This window comes from Aeromonas sp. R7-4 (assembly GCF_040908055.1).
GTDB classification, from domain to species: Bacteria; Pseudomonadota; Gammaproteobacteria; order Enterobacterales; family Aeromonadaceae; genus Aeromonas; species Aeromonas sanarellii.
Genome location: NZ_JBFODA010000044.1, coordinates 52156 through 67988, shown reverse-complemented (window position 1 = coordinate 67988; position 15833 = coordinate 52156). Strand labels below are relative to the sequence as shown.

The following is a 15833-nucleotide window of genomic DNA, read 5'->3' as shown; positions in this document are numbered from 1 at the left end:
CGTTCGTCATAAACAGCCGCCGTTGCGTCGTCTGATGATGGTCATGTGGATGGATCAGGTCGCGGATATTCGACACGGGGGAGAGTGCTGATGGCTATCGTTCGTCATAAACAGCCGCCGTTGCGCCGTCTGATGATGTATGGCGTGGATCACGTGCGTCAGGCCTTTGCCAGCCTGGGGGAGCTGTGGCGCAATCCGCTCGCCTCCCTGATGACCCTGGCGGTGCTCGGCGTGAGCCTGGCGCTGCCTTCCTGTTTCCACGTGCTGCTGAAAAACGCCGAGGTGGTGGAGGGGAGCTGGCAGACCAGTTCCCAGATCTCCCTCTATCTGCGCAAGGATCTGCCGGAGCAGAGCATCCTCGACATGCAGCAGCGGATCCTGCTCTACCCCGAGGTGGAGTCCGTTACCTACATGAACCGGGACGAGGCGCTCAGGGAGTTCCGCGAGATCTCCGGTTTCGGCGATGCCCTGGATTATCTCGACAGCAACCCGCTGCCGCCGGTGCTGAGCGTGATCCCGGATCCGCGCTGGCAGAATCCGGAAGGGGCCGCGGAGCTGCTCGCCAAGCTGGAGAACGAACCCGGCATCGAGCAGGGCAAGCTGGATCTGCAGTGGCTGACCCGGCTGCAGGGGATCATGAACCTGCTGCGTCATACCATCACCGGCATTGCCGTGCTGCTGCTCTCCGCGGTGCTGCTGATCGTCGGCAACACCCTTCGCCTCAATATCCTCAACCAGCGCTCCGAGATCGAAGTGCTCAAGCTGGTGGGGGCGACCGATGCCTTCATCCATCGTCCCTTCCTCTATACCGGCATCTGGTTCGGTGTCATCGGCGGCATGCTGGCCTGGTGGCTGACCGAGGTGATGGTGATCTGGAGCGAGGGGGTGGTGAAGGAGCTGGCGGGGCTCTACAACAGCAACTTCCGGCTGGTGGGGATGGGGGCGTTCGACGGCTTCAACCTCATACTGCTGGGGGCCTTGCTGGGGCTGATCGCCTCCTGGTTTTCGGTCCATCGCCACATTCGCGACATCGAACCTTCCTGATTGATTTACCAGCAACGCAAACCACTGGATTTTGCGAACTGGATCAAGTAAAAGAGTGGCCCGTTTCTGGCACGGGCCACTTTCTCAGAGTAATCTGAATGGTATCCGTGCAGAGGATCATTATGTGGATCCTCTGAACCTTTTGATTTATCAACGGTCTATTTACTGCAACAGAATGAATACGGGTATGGCCCCTATGCCTTGCTCGTCTGACTTGGCAAGCATGTGAAGGTTGCGAGCTCCGCAACAATGGACTTAGCATGCTACTTTTCAGGGGTCCTTCACTGTGACCCCTTTTTTTTGACCGTTCATTTATGATTCATGCCGTCAGCCTAAGATAGGCCGGGTTCATGCTGGGGTTATGTTTGATTCAGCCCGCAGAATGATACCTGGTCGGTAGACACGCCTTCTCAGGGTGTTAGACTGATTCGATTGAAAAGTAAGAGGTAGAACATGGGAACTTCATTGCAGCGCACTATGGCTCTGATTCCGCAAGGTAGTCTGGAAGGCTATATCCAGGCAGTCAACTCGATCCCTGTGCTGAGTGCAGAGGAAGAGCGCGAACTGGCGATGCGTTTGCAGCAGGATGGCGATCTCGAGGCTGCCCGTCAGCTGGTCATGTCGCACCTGCGCTTTGTCGTTCACGTGGCCAAGAGCTACTCCGGCTATGGCCTGCCTCAGGCCGATCTGGTGCAGGAAGGCAACATCGGCCTGATGAAAGCCGTCAAGCGCTTCGACCCCAGCGTGGGCGTGCGTCTGGTCTCCTTCGCCGTGCACTGGATCAAGGCCGAGATCCATGAATATGTGTTGCGCAACTGGCGCATGGTCAAGGTGGCGACCACCAAGGCCCAGCGCAAGCTGTTCTTCAACCTGCGCAAGTCCAAGAAGCGCCTGGGCTGGCTGAACCACGAAGAGGTACAGGCCGTGGCCGCCGACCTCGGGGTCTCCGCCGCCGACGTCACCGAGATGGAAGCGCGCATGAGCAACTACGACCAGGCCTTCGATCTGGTGGGTGACGACGAGGACGAGGGCGGCTTCGCCCCGGTGCACTACCTGGAAGACAAGTCTTCCGATCTGGCCGCCACCATAGAGAACGACAACTGGGACAACCACGCCACCCGTCGTCTGAGCGCGGCGCTCGCCACCCTGGATGAGCGCAGCCAGCACATCATCCGTGCCCGCTGGCTGGATGAGGAGAGCAAGACCACCTTGCAGGAGCTGGCCGACAACTATGGCGTTTCCGCCGAGCGCGTGCGTCAGCTTGAGAAAAACGCCCTCAAGAAGCTGAAAGACGCCATGGATGCCTGAGGGCCTCCAACACGAGACAGGGCCTGATGGCCCTGTTTTTGTTTCACGGGGATCTGGTCGGCCTTGCCTTGGTTACCCTTGTGTATGTTATGTTGCCGCCACTGCCACAGTTAGGGAGAGCAGAAGTGAAACTGTTGAACGACCTGTTTACCAATAACCGCGAGTGGGCGGAGCGGATCAAGGCCGAGGATCCCAATTTCTTCGCTACCCTGTCCGCCCAGCAGGCCCCGGAGTACCTCTGGATCGGCTGCTCCGACAGCCGGGTACCCGCCAACCAGCTGATGGGACTGCTGCCGGGGGATGTCTTCGTCCACCGCAACGTCGCCAACCTGGTGGTACACACCGATTTCAACTGCCTCTCCGTGCTGCAATATGCGGTGGAGGTGCTCAAGGTGAAACACATCATCGTCTGCGGCCACTATGGCTGCGGCGGCGTCAAGGCGGCGATGCAGAACCAGGAGCTGGGCCTCATCGACAACTGGCTGCGCAACATCAAGGACGTCTACTTCAAGTACGGCGAAGAGCTCGAGGCCATCGAGGATGAGCACGAGCGCTTCGATTACCTGTGCGAGCTGAACGTGGCCGAGCAGGTGGCGAACGTCTGCCACACCACCATCATCCAGAATGCCTGGCGCAAGGGTCAGGAGCTGGCGGTGCACGGCTGGATCTACGGCATCAAGGACGGTCTGCTGCACGATCTCGATCTCTGCATCAGCGGCCCGGACCAGATCCCGGACGTCTATCGCGCCTGGCCGGACATGCGTCCGCCCCACCGCCGTCGCTGAGGCGCCGCCTGGTGGCCCCCGCCCTCTACCTTCAGATCAAGCAGCACATCCTGGACGGGATCCGCGAACGCCACTACCAGGCGGGGGACAGGATCCCGACCGAGGCCGCCCTGTGCGCGCAGTTCGCCGTGAGCCGGATGACGGTGAACAAGGCGCTGCGTGAGCTGGTGGCCGAGGGCTGGCTGGTGCGCAGCGCCGGCGCCGGCAGCTTCGTTGCGGACAGGCGTACCGAGTCGCCGCTCCTGGCGATTCGCAACATAGCCGACGAGATCGCCGAGCGGGGCAGCCAGTACAGTGCCCGGGTGATCCGCCTGCAACGCCAGGCCGCCGACGAGAAGGTGGCGGTGCGCCTCGGCTTGCGGGTGGGGGCACCCACCTTTCACAGCCTCATCGTCCACCAGGCCGACGGGGAGCCGCTGCAGCTGGAGGAGCGCTTCGTCGATGCCGAGCGCCTGCCGGAATACGGCGAGCAGGATTTCACGAGGCAGACGCCAAACAGCTATCTGATGGAGGTCTGCCCCCTCTCCGAGATGGAGCACGTGGTGGAGGCGGTGCTGCCGAGTGCCGGCGAGGCCGGGTTGCTGCAGGTGCGGGTCGATACCCCCTGCCTGCTGCTGCACCGGCGCACCTGGTCGGACGGCTACCTGGTCTCCTATGCCCGCCTGCTCTCGCCGGGCTCCCGCTACAAGTTGAGCTCCAAGACCCGATTGGCCTGATTGTATATACATACTAGGTATTTGAAAGCCCACCTTCTGGTGGGCTTTTTTGTGCCTAAACTCTAATAAAGCCGCTGTTATCAAGATGTGAACTGGATCCTTTCTTTCTCTCCAGAGATCGGCTATAAAATATTGTATATACATTTAGAGGTCGGTATGAACAAGGAACTGTTGAACTGCGAGCGGGTCTGGCTCAACGTGACGCCCGCCACCCTGCGCCCCGATCTGGCGGACTACGGCCTGCTGGAGCCTCACGCCCTCGGCGTTCACGACGGCAGGATCCACGCCCTGGTCCCCATGCAGGATCTCAAGGGGCCCCATCCCGCCCACTGGCGCGACATGAAGGGCAGGCTGGTGACCCCAGGCCTCATCGATTGCCACACCCACCTCGTCTTCGCCGGCAGCCGGGCCGAGGAGTTCGAGCTGCGCCAGAAAGGGGTGCCCTATGCGGAGATCGCCCGCAGGGGGGGCGGCATCCTCTCCACCGTGCGCGCCACCCGCGCGGCCAGCGAGGATCAGCTCTATGAGCTGGCGCTGCCGAGGATCAGGTCCCTGATCCGGGAAGGGGTCACCACGGTGGAGATCAAGTCCGGCTATGGCCTCACCCTGGCGGACGAGCTCAAGATGCTGCGAGTCGCCCGCCGGCTGGGGGAGGTGCTGCCGATCCGGGTCAAGACCACCTTGCTGGCGGCCCATGCGGTGCCGCCGGAGTACCGGGACGATCCCGATTCCTGGGTCGAGACCATCTGCCAGGAGATCATCCCGGCGGCCGCCGAGGCGGGTCTGGCGGATGCGGTGGACGTCTTCTGCGAACACATCGGCTTTTCCCTCGCCCAGACCGAGCAGGTCTATCTGGCGGCGGATCAGTACAACCTCGCGGTGAAGGGGCACATGGATCAGCTCTCCAATCTGGGGGGCAGCACGCTGGCCGCCAATTTCGGCGCCCTCTCGGTGGATCACCTGGAGTATCTGGATCAGGAGGGAATACAGGCGCTGGCCCACCGCGGCGTGGTCGCCACCCTGCTGCCCACCGCCTTCTATTTCCTGAAGGAGACCAAGTTGCCACCTGTCGAGGCCCTGCGCCGCGCCGGGGTGCCCATGGCGGTCTCCTCCGACATCAACCCGGGCACGGCCCCCATCGTCTCCCTGCGCATGGCCATGAACATGGCCTGCACCCTGTTCGGCCTGACCCCGGTGGAGGCCATGACCGGGGTGACCCGCCATGCCGCCAAAGCGCTCGGCGAGCAGGAACATCTGGGGCAGTTGAGAGTGGGCATGCAGGCGGATTTCCTTATCTGGAGCTGCGTGCACCCCTCCGAAATCAGCTACCTGGTCGGCGTCGATCAGCTGGTCAGCCGGGTATTCAACGGCGAGGAGACGCACCATGGATAAGTTCAACCAGGTCGACATGTCGGTCTGGCAGGGGCGCCAGGATCCGGAAGATGGTGAACTGGCCCTGCGCTGGCACGACAAGGTTCTGCCTTGGCAAGAGGCGCAGTCCTGGCAAGCCGGCAGCGAGCCTGGCGTGGTGCTGCTCGGCTTCGCCTGTGACGAGGGGGTTCGCCGCAACAAGGGCCGGGTGGGCGCCGCCGGTGCGCCCCAGGCCATCCGCAAGCTGCTGGCCAACACCGCCTGGCACCTGGGCCGACCCGTTCATGACGGCGGCGACGTGCACTGCGACGACGGGGATCTCGATGCCGCCCACGGCCGGCTGGCCGAGCGGGTCGCCCGTGCGCTGGACCAGGGGCACTTCCCCCTGGTGCTGGGGGGCGGTCACGAGGTGGCCTTCGGCAGCTGGAGCGGCCTCAACCGTCATCTGGCTGGCAAGGGCAAGGTGGGCATCATCAACTTCGACGCCCACTTCGACCTGCGCATGAAGCAGGAGCTGGCGAGCTCGGGCACCCCCTTCTTCCAGATTGCCGAGCAGTGCGCCGCCCAGGGCACCCCTTTTAACTATGCCTGCCTCGGAGTGGCCGAGACCGCCAATACCGCGGCGCTCTTTGCCCGCGCCGAGGCGCTGGGGGTCTGGCACGTGCTGGACGAGGCGATGACGCCGGCCGAGCTGCCGGTGCTGCTGGCGGGACTGGATGCCTTTATCGCCCGCTGTGACCACCTCTATCTCACCATCGATCTGGACGTGTTGCCCGCCGCCGTGATGCCGGGGGTGAGCGCCCCCGCCGCCCGCGGCGTGGAGCTGGCGGTCATCGAACCGCTTATCGCCCATATCCGGGCCAGCGGCAAGCTCAGGCTCGCCGATCTGGCCGAGTACAACCCGAACCTGGATCAGGACAACCGCAGCGCCCGCGTGGCCGCCCGGCTGGTCCATCAACTAACCAAGTAGTGGCGCACCGCGCCGCCTGACCGTATCGCTAAACAAGGAGTGTCTATGTCTGTACAACACCAGGATCCCCGCCACGATCCGAGCCGCGTTATCCGCGCCTCCCGCGGCACCGAGCTGACCGCCAAGAGCTGGCTCACCGAGGCGCCCCTGCGGATGCTGATGAACAACCTGGATCCGGAAGTGGCCGAGCATCCCCAGTCCCTGGTGGTCTATGGCGGCATCGGCCGCGCCGCCCGCAACTGGGCCTGCTACGACAAGATCGTCGAGGTGCTGACCCGGCTCGAGGACGACCAGACCCTGCTGGTTCAATCCGGCAAGCCGGTCGGCGTGTTCCAGACCCACAAGGATGCGCCGCGGGTGCTGATCGCCAACTCCAACCTGGTGCCGCACTGGGCCAACTGGGAGCACTTCAACGAGCTCGACAAGAAGGGATTGATGATGTACGGCCAGATGACCGCCGGCTCCTGGATCTACATCGGCACTCAGGGCATCGTCCAGGGCACCTACGAGACCTTCTTCGCGGTGGCGAACCAGCATTTCGACGGCAAGCCTGCGGGCCGCTGGATCCTGACCGGGGGCCTGGGTGGCATGGGCGGTGCCCAGCCGCTGGCCGCCACCATGGCCGGCTTCTCGATGATCGCGGTGGAGTGCGACGAGACCCGCATCGACTTCCGTCTCAAGACCCGCTACGTCGACAAGAAGGCCTACAGCCTGGATGAGGCGCTGGCCATGGTCGAAGAGGCCAGGCAGAGCGGCACCGCCGTCTCCGTCGGCCTGCTCGGCAACGCCGCCGACGTCTTCGCCGAGCTGGTGGCCCGCGGCATCACGCCGGACGTGGTGACCGACCAGACTTCCGCCCATGACCCGGTGCACGGCTACCTGCCCCAGGGCTGGAGCCTGGCCCAGTGGCGCGAGCTGCAAAAGAGCGCGCCGCAAGAGGTCAACGTGGCGGCTCGCCGCTCCATGGCCCGCCAGGTGGAGGCCATGCTGACCCTGCAGGCCCGCGGCGCCGCCACCCTGGACTACGGCAACAACATCCGCCAGATGGCGCTGGAAGAGGGGGTCAAGAATGCCTTCGACTTCCCCGGCTTCGTGCCGGCCTACATCCGCCCGCTGTTCTGCGAGGGGATCGGCCCGTTCCGCTGGGTGGCGCTCTCCGGCGATCCGGAAGACATCTACAAGACCGACCAGAAGGTGAAAGAGCTGATCCCGGACGATCCCCACCTGCACAACTGGCTCGACATGGCCCGCGAGCGCATCGCCTTCCAAGGCCTGCCGGCGCGGATCTGTTGGGTCGGTGTCAAGGATCGGGTACGCCTGGGCCTGGCCTTCAACGAGATGGTGAAGAATGGCGAGCTGAAGGCACCGGTCGTCATCGGCCGCGACCACCTTGACTCCGGCTCGGTGGCGAGCCCGAACCGCGAGACCGAATCCATGATGGATGGCTCCGACGCCGTTTCCGACTGGCCGCTGCTCAACGCCCTGCTCAACACCGCCGGCGGCGCGACCTGGGTCTCCCTGCACCACGGCGGCGGGGTCGGCATGGGCTTCTCCCAGCACTCCGGCGTGGTGATCGTCTGTGACGGCACCGACGACGCCGCCAAGCGGGTCGGTCGCGTGCTGCGCAACGATCCGGGTACCGGGGTGATGCGTCACGCCGATGCCGGTTATGAAATTGCCATCAACTGTGCCGTTGATGCGAAACTGGATCTGCCGATGCTGGACACAGCTGGCAAGGGAGCGAAATAAGATGTTTGAACTCAATCTGTTGCCGGGCGAGCTGACCCTCGCCACCCTGCGCCGCGTCAGCCGCGAGCCGGTGCATGTCAGCCTGGACTCGTCCGCCCTGCCGGGGATCCACGCCTCCGCCGCCGTGGTCTCCAAGGTGATCGAACAGAACCGCGTGGTGTACGGCATCAACACCGGCTTTGGCCTGCTGGCCAACACCCGGATCCCGGTGGAGCAACTGGACGAGCTGCAGCGTTCCATCGTGCTCTCCCACGCGGCAGGGATTGGCGAGTACATGGATGACGCCACCGTACGGCTGATGATGGTGCTCAAGCTCAACTCGCTGGCCCGGGGATTTTCAGGCATACGGCTGACAGTGCTGGAGGCCCTGATGCGGCTCATCAATGCCGAAGTCTATCCTGTGGTGCCGAAGAAGGGGTCCGTCGGTGCCTCCGGCGATCTGGCGCCCCTGGCCCATATGAGCTGCCTGCTGATAGGTGAAGGCAAGGCCCGTCACAAGGGCGAGCTGATCGACGCCGCCACTGCCCTCAAGATTGCAGGCCTGGCGCCCATCGCCCTGGCGCCGAAAGAGGGGCTGGCCCTGCTCAACGGCACCCAGGCGAGCACGGCGTTTGCGCTGGAAGGGCTGTTCCACGCCGAGGATCTCTACGCCGGCGCCATCACCATAGGTGCCATGAGCGTGGAGGCGGCGCTTGGCAGCCGCCGACCCTTCGACGCCCGCATCCACGCGGTGCGTGGTCAGCGTGGCCAGATCGATGCGGCCGCCTGCTACCGCCACCTGCTGGTGGATGGCAGCGAGATCGGCATGTCCCACCACAACTGCGAGAAGGTGCAGGATCCCTACTCCCTGCGCTGCCAGCCGCAGGTGATGGGCGCCTGTCTGACCCAGATCCGCCAGGCGGCCGAGGTGCTGGTGTGCGAGGCCAATGCGGTCTCCGACAACCCCCTGGTGTTTGCCGAGGATGAAGACATCCTCTCCGGCGGCAACTTCCACGCCGAACCCGTGGCCTTCGCCGCCGACAACCTGGCGCTGGCCATCGCCGAAATAGGCTCGCTCTCCGAGCGGCGCATGGCGCTGCTGATCGACTCGCGCATGTCCGGTCTGCCGGCCTTCCTGGTCAATAACGGCGGCGTCAACTCCGGCTTCATGATCGCCCAGGTCACCTCGGCGGCGCTCGCCTCCGAGAACAAGACGCTCGCCCATCCGGCCTCGGTGGACAGCCTGCCCACCTCCGCGAACCAGGAGGATCACGTCTCCATGGCCACCTTCGCCGGTCGTCGTCTGGCAGACATGGCCGAGAACACCCGCGGCATCCTGGCGGTGGAGCTGCTGGCGGCGGCCCAGGGGCTCGACTTCCGAGCTCCCCTGCGCAGCACCGAGCTTATCGAGCTGGCCAAGGGCCGGCTGCGGGAAGAGGTCAGCTTCTACGACAAGGACAGGTACTTCGCGCCGGACATCGAGGCGGCCGCCGCCCTGCTGGGCCGTGCCAGCTACAACGACCTGATCCCGGCCGGGACCTTGCCCAGCCTCTGAACCCGAGTCTGAGCAGACCATAAAAAAGACCGCCCATGGGGCGGTCTTTTCATTTCTGGGCTTTATCCGTGTTCAAACATCAGGAACAGATAGACGACAAACAGCACAAGATGGGTGGCGCCGTGCAGGGCGTGAGTGCGGCCGCTGCTGAAGGTCACTTTACAGACCATGAGCGTGGTGATGAGCAGCACCATGTCGGCGGCAGAGAGGCCCAGGCGCACCTCCTGTCCCACCAGGGCGCCGATGAAGAGCACGGAGGGGACGGTGAGGGCGATGGTCGCCAGCACGGAGCCGAAGTAGAGGTTCATGGCCCGCTGCAGCTGGTTGTTGAAGGCCGCCTTGATGGCGCCGACCGCCTCAGGTGCGAGCACTATACAGGCGACGATAAAGCCCCCTAGGGCCGCCGGGGCCTCCATGACGTGCACCCCGTGGTTGATGGGGATGGCGAGCGTCTTGGCCAGCAGGATCACCACCACCAGGTAGGCGATCAGCAGCAGGGTGTGGTAGACGTTGCTCTGCAGCGGGCCGTGATGATCCTCGTGATCCTCGTGATCGCCGTCGACGAAGAAGTGGCTGTGGCTGCGGGTCTGGATCAGCAGGAAGACGCCGTAGAGCAGGATCGAGACGATGATCAGCATCCAGGACATGGCCTTGGACAGCCCCCCCAGGGAGCCGCCCTGGGTGAAGTTCGGCAGCACCAGGCAGAGCAGGGCCAGGGGAATGATGGCCACCAGATAGGATTTCACCCCGTCCAGGTTGAAGTTCTGGGTGTGATAGCGCCAGCCGCCGAACAGCAGGGTGAAGCCCACCAGGCCGTTGGTGACCAGCATCACCACGGCGAACATGGTGTCGCGGGCCATGGTGGGGTTGGGCTCGCCGGTCAGCATGACGGAGGAGATCATCACCACTTCCAGGGAGATGACCGACAGGGTCAGGATCAGGGTGCCAAAGGGTTCGCCCAGCTTGATGGCCAGGGCATCGGAATGACGCACCACGGAGAAGATGGCCCAGGTGACGACGGCGAGCAGGGCCAGCGACACCGGCAGGTAGACCGCAAGGGGGGTTGCCTCCGTCAACAGGTCGCTGCCGAGGGTCTTGAAGAAGATCAGGGTCAGCAGGCCGGCGGGCAGGGCAATCTCTTGGCGGATAAAGGACTTCATAGGCAGTGGTTCTCATCTCGGGGCGGCGGTGGCCGACGGGGTATGGAGCAACTTGATGGCGTCACCGGGGTGACGAACCCGTTGATGATATAGGGTGTTGTCCACTCGAGGGAAAATCATTTTTGTGGCAAGAGGTATAGGATCCGGCCAGTCAGACCGGATCCTATACCGGTTAGGCTGCGCCCGGGTTGTGCTGCCGCCAGTCCAGCAGCCAGATCTTCAGCTTGCCGAGGGGCATGGGCCTGGCGTAGACATAGCCCTGGATCAGATGGACGCCATGCTGGATCAGATAGTCGACCTGGGCCTGGGTCTCGACCCCTTCGGCGATCATCTCCATGTCCGACTTGAGGCCGAAGGCTATGATGGCTTCCAGCAGGTTGCGCTTGGGATCGTCCGTGCCTATGGTGTCGACGAACATCTTGTCGATCTTGATCTGGCGGATGCCGAGGCGCTGCAGGTAGGCGAAGCCGCCGTAGCCGGTGCCGAAATCGTCCAGCTTGAAGTGATACCCCTTCTCCTGCAGGGTGGCGATCTCCCCCATGGCCGCCTGGATGTCGGTGATGGGCTTGCGCTCCGTGAGCTCGAAGGTGAGCCTGTCCGGAGAGGGCCAGCCATGGCGTTGCAACTGGCCGCTCAGATGGGGCTGCTCTATGTGGGCGGCCACCAGGTTGACACTGACCCACTGGGTCGGCGCCAGACTGGGGAGATCGGCGATGACCTGCTCCAGCAGTTGATCCGTCATGGGCAGGATCAGGTCCTGCTCTTCCGCATAGGCGATGAAGGTGCCTGGCGGCACCATGTTCCGCCCCCGCTGCCAGCGCAGCAGGGCCTCGAAGCCGACCACCTCCCGGGTGCGGCTGTCCACCACGGGCTGGTAGAAGGGGATGAACTCCCGCCGTGCCAGCCCGGCCTGCAGCAACCCCTTGAGGGAGCGCCGGTAGTTGCGCAGCCCCCAGTAGATGGCCACTAGCAGACCCCCCAGGGCACCGCCATACCAGAGGCCGTAGTGGCGAGCCCGCATGCTTGCATGGCGCTGCAGCGCCTTGCCCGCCCACAGGGTCTGCCTGATCTGCTTGCCGGGATCCAGGAAGCTCAGGCTCTGGCTGGTGGCTTCCTGCTTGATGGTGCTGTCCCCGCGAGGAAAGATGGGATTCACCTCGCCGGGTTCCAGCTGGCTGAACTCGAGATAGAAACAGTCGGCACAAGGGGTTTTCAGCAGGTCATGGCTCCAGCTGTTGCTCAGCACCCAGTAGGCGATATTGCCGCCGGCCCTGTAGTAGGCAACCAGCTCCTGCTCGGTGTGGAAGCTGGCCTGGGTGGCGATGATCCCGAACTGATCGCCAGCGGGGTAGGGGGGCATGTCGGCGGAGTGGAAGGGCAACGTCTGTCCCAGGCTGGAGCAGCCGCTGCCGGAGGCGAGAATGAGCCCCTGTATTCGAAGATGCTTGCTGTAAAAATGGGGACCGCGCAGCAGCGCCATGTCCTGGGGGCCGCAATCGAAACGAAAGCGAGCCAGCTGGAGGCGAATGCCCTGATCCAGTTCGCGGTGGCGTTCGAGCAGCGCCTCTTCTATCTCCCGGCCTTTCTGTGTCAGCAACTGGCGGGCGAGGGGGCGCTCCAGCAGGTGCCCGAGGGGCAAGGCCAGCAGCGGTGGCAGGCAGAGCAACAGCAGACTGATCCAGAGAGGGGATGTTCGTCGCAAGAGATACCTGTCCGGTGGACGCATGGGATGCAAATGGATTGCAACATCATAGCATTAGCTGCATCGATTTGAGTCGGGTCGGTCACACTTGGAACAAAAATGGTAATCCCTTGATAAACAACCAATATGACAAATTGATTGATGAAGATTCAATCGCTGACCTGTCATAAATGACAATTGTCCAGCTTATCTGAAATGGCTAGAGTAGCGGTGCGGTTTGACTCACCGTGTGTTCAATACTCCTGTATCTATTTTTGTCAGTAGCACAGAGTGTTAGTTTTGATATGAGTGTTTCTTTTGGTCCCCGTGCGGGACCATTTTTCTGTCCGTCTCCCCCGGGTGTTGCCCCTCCTCCAGTTTTCCGTTCCGACGGCCTGCCGGCCAGAGTCTGACGCCCCCGTCCGCTTATTTGCAGAAGCGGGATCTTCATCCATAGGCGGGCTTTGGCCAAGGCTGATACCATGAGGCCCTATGGATGCTGTCGGCTACGGAAAGGCACATGAAACTGACCACTCAACTCGTCTCCTTTATTACCCTGTGCGTGATCGCGGCCATGGCCATGGTGATGCTGGGCGGGGTCTTCAGTTTCCGCCAGATGGGCATGGAGCTGCAGCAGAACCGGGTCGATTCCCTGGTGGAGATCATCGACAAGCAGCTGGGGGTGACCGATGACCAGCAGGCCCTTGCCCGCTGGCTGCCCTCCCTGCTGCGGGCCTCCCACGTGGTCGAACTGGAGATCCGCCAGGACAAGCAGCGGGTCTACTGGTTTCGCGACGTGCAGCAGCAGACCGACGAGAGCCTGCTGATCCCCTACAGCAAGGCGATCCCCAATCAGGCCGGCATGCGGGCCGACTTCAAGCTGGACAGGCCGTTCAAGGAGTTCGAGTACTCCATGCGGGCCATGTTTGGCATCTCCCTCGGCGTCTTCATCGTGGTGTTCGGGCTCTGGTACTCCATTCGCTGGCTGCGCCAGCAGCTGCGCGGTGCCGAACTGCTGGCGGAACGGGCCCAGCTGATCCTGGATGGCAAGCTCACCAAGCTGGCCCATGATCCGGCAGAGGAGTGGCCGGCCCCGGCCAGCCAGGCCCTCGACTATCTGCTGGCCGAGCTGGCGGACGCCCGCAAGGAGCGAAGCCGGTTCGACAACTTCATCCGCAGCAATGCCTTCGTCGACAAGACGACGGGCATCGGCAACCGCCTCTTCTTCGACAACCGGCTGGAGAGCGCCATCATGGAGGCGAGCGTGATCAGCGGCGGGGTGCTGCTGATCGAGCTGGCCGGGCTGGAGGAGCTGGATCCCGAGTTGAGCAGTCGCCCGAGCCAGGAGCTGCTGATGGAGGCGAGCGCCTCCATCGGTGCCTTCGTGCGCAAGCACAGCGGCGCCCTGCAGGCCCGCTATGCGGGTCAGGTGTTTGCCGTGCTGCTGCCCAACATGTCCGAGAGCGAGATGGTGGACGGGGCCAGCCAGCTGCTCAAGAGCCTGCAGCGCCTGCACTGGCCCGAGGCGGTCAATGTGGAGACGGCCGTCTACCTGGGGGCCGTCTGCTACCAGGCCGAGGACTCCCTGCTCAAGGTGCAGGAGGAGGCCGAGCTGGCGCTCAAGAGCGCGCGCCTGCAGGGCCACAGCGGATGGTTCCTGTTCGAGAAGTCCCTCAACGACGAGGCGAGCAGCAAGGGGACGGTGCGCTGGCGCACCCTGATCAGCCGTCGCATCGAGGAGCGGGGGATCTCCTTCTATCTGCAGCCGGTGCAGCAGGAGCGGGATCAGGTGGTGCTGCAGCAGGAGCTGCTGATCCGCATCCACGACGAACAGGGCAGGGAGCTGCAGGCGGGGGTCTTCATGCCCATGGCGGAGAAGGCCGGGCTGCTGCTGCCGCTGGACCGGCTGGTGGTCGCCAGCACCCTGCGCCTGCTGCGGCAGCGGCCGGCGTCGAGCTGCCCCGTCAGTCTCTCCCTCAGCGCCCAGAACCTGCTCAACCGGGAGTTCCAGCGCGAGCTCTTCTTCGATCTGTTCCAGCTGCCGCGCAGCACCAACGAGGGGCTGATCCTGCAGCTGTCGGAATCCCAGGTGACCCGCCACTACGAGGCCCTCAAGCGGCCGCTGCGGGCGCTGCGCATGCTGGGCTGCCAGCTGGCCATCGATCACGCGGGTCAGGATGTAGTGAGCACCCAGTACATCAAGGAGTTCGAGATCCACTTCCTCAAGCTGCACCCCAGCCTGGTGCGGGAGATCCACCTGCGCCAGGTCAACCAGATGGCGGTGCGCAGCCTGGTGGGCGGCTGTGCCAACACCCAGACCCGGGTGATAGCGGTGGGGGTGGAGAGCGGCGACGAGTGGAAGATGCTGCGCCACCTCGGGGTGCACGCGGGGCAGGGCCCCTGGTTCGCCGAGCCCGAACCGTTCACCATGCCCACCTGACAGTGGCGCCGGCAGGACGATGAAGCGCCCTTTGGCGCGACCGGCCGTGGCGGGCGGTCCTAGAGACGGCCCTGCTCCCGCAAGCCCGCCAGCCCCTGCATGCCGCCGGTGTGGATGAAGACCACCTCGCTGCCGCGGGGAATGCGGCCGGCGTCCAGCTCCCGAAACAGCCCCCACATCGCCTTGCCGCTGTAGATGGGCTCGAGCGGCAGCCCGGTCTGGGCGCTGAAGTCCTGCACCCATTGCCAGAGCGCCTGGCTGAACCTGGCGTAGCCGCCATCGTGGTGATCCAGGGCGATGTGCCATCCCTGGGTGGTGGCCGCCGCCGGATGAAGCCGGCATACCTCGTCATGGAGGAAGCCTCCCCCCTTGAGCACGGCGATGGCCAGGATCCGCTCCCGCTCCCGTTTGCCCGCGATGAGCCCCGCCAGGGTACCGCCGCTGGCGCAGGGCAGCACCCAGAGATCCGGCGAGAAGGGCAGTTCGGTCACCAGCTCGGCCACCCCGGGGATGGCGAGCGGGCTGCTGCCCCCCTCCGGCACTATCAGGGTGTCTTCATCCTCGAACCTGGCCAGCCAGTCGGGATCCTGGCGTCGCCGGTAGATCTGGCGGTCCACGAAAACGAGATCCATGCCCCAGCCTCTGGCCGCACTCAGGGTCGCGTTGCTGACGGTGGCGGCTTCACCGCGTATGATGCCCGTGGTGCGCAGCCCCAATCTGAACCCAGCCGCCGCCAGGGCGTGGATGTGATTGGAGTAGGCACCGCCGAACGACAGTATGTGCGTCTTGCCCTGTGACCTGGCCCGTTCCAGGTGGTATTTGAGCTTGCGCCACTTGTTGCCGGAGAGGGTCGGGTGGATCAGGTCGTCCCGCTTGCACCAGAGCCTGACGTCCCTGGCATCCAGCAGCGGGTGGTGGATCCTGTGCAGGGGGGAGGGGAGACTGAGGGGGGCCAGCGGGTCGTCTGCGGGGGGCGTCGGCCCGGCCTTCGGAGCATTGTCTGTCATAAAATTGGAGGCTAATCGCCTGTTTATGTTAAGGTTTAATCCGTTTCATGCCGTCAGGTGCAGAGCCA

12 protein-coding genes are annotated in these 15833 nt (G+C 64.0%); 9 read left to right on the top strand and 3 right to left on the bottom strand.

Features of this window, described 5'->3' with window-relative positions:
- The first annotated feature begins 90 nt into the window (after positions 1 to 90).
- The 8 genes from ftsX (at position 91) to hutH (ending at position 9477) form a co-directional block, all read left to right on the top strand.
- On the top strand, positions 91 to 1044 hold the full coding sequence (ftsX, locus tag AB5Y72_RS12405; RefSeq protein WP_209793796.1) for a permease-like cell division protein FtsX: 954 nt from the start codon (positions 91 to 93) through the stop codon (positions 1042 to 1044).
- A 453-nt stretch (positions 1045 to 1497) separates the two neighbouring features.
- Complete coding sequence (gene rpoH / locus AB5Y72_RS12400; RefSeq protein WP_209793795.1) at positions 1498 to 2352, top strand: RNA polymerase sigma factor RpoH; 855 nt, start codon at positions 1498 to 1500, stop codon at positions 2350 to 2352.
- Between the two features lie 125 nt (positions 2353 to 2477).
- Entirely contained in the window at positions 2478 to 3137 is a 660-nt protein-coding gene (gene can / locus AB5Y72_RS12395; RefSeq protein WP_042076162.1) for a carbonate dehydratase, read from the top strand.
- An 11-nt stretch (positions 3138 to 3148) separates the two neighbouring features.
- On the top strand, positions 3149 to 3853 hold the full coding sequence (gene hutC / locus AB5Y72_RS12390) for a histidine utilization repressor (protein ID WP_042076163.1): 705 nt from the start codon (positions 3149 to 3151) through the stop codon (positions 3851 to 3853).
- Between the two features lie 156 nt (positions 3854 to 4009).
- Positions 4010 to 5245, top strand: coding sequence for an imidazolonepropionase (gene hutI, locus AB5Y72_RS12385; protein ID WP_325783439.1), 1236 nt, complete (start codon positions 4010 to 4012; stop codon positions 5243 to 5245).
- Positions 5238 to 6194 (top strand): formimidoylglutamase, encoded by a 957-nt coding sequence (gene hutG / locus AB5Y72_RS12380; RefSeq protein ID WP_325783440.1) that lies wholly within the window; start codon positions 5238 to 5240, stop codon positions 6192 to 6194. Before hutI ends, hutG begins: the two co-directional genes overlap by 8 nt.
- Before the next feature lie 45 nt (positions 6195 to 6239).
- On the top strand, positions 6240 to 7943 hold the full coding sequence (gene hutU / locus AB5Y72_RS12375; protein WP_325783441.1) for a urocanate hydratase: 1704 nt from the start codon (positions 6240 to 6242) through the stop codon (positions 7941 to 7943).
- 1 nt (position 7944) lies between these two features.
- A complete protein-coding gene (hutH, locus tag AB5Y72_RS12370) occupies positions 7945 to 9477 on the top strand; it encodes a histidine ammonia-lyase (RefSeq protein ID WP_325783442.1) in 1533 nt (510 codons plus the stop codon).
- A 62-nt stretch (positions 9478 to 9539) separates the two neighbouring features.
- Here the strand turns inward: hutH and AB5Y72_RS12365 are convergent, their stop codons facing one another.
- Positions 9540 to 10637 (bottom strand): calcium:proton antiporter, encoded by a 1098-nt coding sequence (locus tag AB5Y72_RS12365; protein WP_209793790.1) that lies wholly within the window; start codon positions 10635 to 10637, stop codon positions 9540 to 9542.
- Between the two features lie 172 nt (positions 10638 to 10809).
- Positions 10810 to 12339 carry an EAL domain-containing protein gene (locus tag AB5Y72_RS12360; RefSeq protein ID WP_254203739.1) on the bottom strand — a complete coding sequence of 510 codons (1530 nt, stop codon included), beginning with the start codon at positions 12337 to 12339 and terminating at the stop codon, positions 10810 to 10812.
- A gap of 499 nt (positions 12340 to 12838) precedes the next feature.
- Here AB5Y72_RS12360 and AB5Y72_RS12355 point away from each other — a divergent pair, with 499 nt between their 5' ends.
- Positions 12839 to 14758 (top strand): EAL domain-containing protein, encoded by a 1920-nt coding sequence (locus AB5Y72_RS12355; RefSeq protein WP_209793788.1) that lies wholly within the window; start codon positions 12839 to 12841, stop codon positions 14756 to 14758.
- A 59-nt stretch (positions 14759 to 14817) separates the two neighbouring features.
- Here the strand turns inward: AB5Y72_RS12355 and AB5Y72_RS12350 are convergent, their stop codons facing one another.
- Positions 14818 to 15765 carry a 1-aminocyclopropane-1-carboxylate deaminase/D-cysteine desulfhydrase gene (locus AB5Y72_RS12350; protein ID WP_216991214.1) on the bottom strand — a complete coding sequence of 316 codons (948 nt, stop codon included), beginning with the start codon at positions 15763 to 15765 and terminating at the stop codon, positions 14818 to 14820.
- Positions 15766 to 15833 lie beyond the last annotated feature (68 nt).

Coding starts and splice junctions, on each gene's coding strand:
- ftsX (WP_209793796.1), top strand. CDS start 91: ATGGCTATCGTTCGTCATAAACAGCCGCCGTTGCGCCGTCTGATGATG.
- rpoH (WP_209793795.1), top strand. CDS start 1,498: ATGGGAACTTCATTGCAGCGCACTATGGCTCTGATTCCGCAAGGTAGT.
- hutI (WP_325783439.1), top strand. CDS start 4,010: ATGAACAAGGAACTGTTGAACTGCGAGCGGGTCTGGCTCAACGTGACG.
- hutG (WP_325783440.1), top strand. CDS start 5,238: ATGGATAAGTTCAACCAGGTCGACATGTCGGTCTGGCAGGGGCGCCAG.
- hutU (WP_325783441.1), top strand. CDS start 6,240: ATGTCTGTACAACACCAGGATCCCCGCCACGATCCGAGCCGCGTTATC.
- hutH (WP_325783442.1), top strand. CDS start 7,945: ATGTTTGAACTCAATCTGTTGCCGGGCGAGCTGACCCTCGCCACCCTG.
- AB5Y72_RS12365 (WP_209793790.1), bottom strand. CDS start 10,637: ATGAAGTCCTTTATCCGCCAAGAGATTGCCCTGCCCGCCGGCCTGCTG.
- AB5Y72_RS12355 (WP_209793788.1), top strand. CDS start 12,839: ATGAAACTGACCACTCAACTCGTCTCCTTTATTACCCTGTGCGTGATC.
- AB5Y72_RS12350 (WP_216991214.1), bottom strand. CDS start 15,765: ATGACAGACAATGCTCCGAAGGCCGGGCCGACGCCCCCCGCAGACGAC.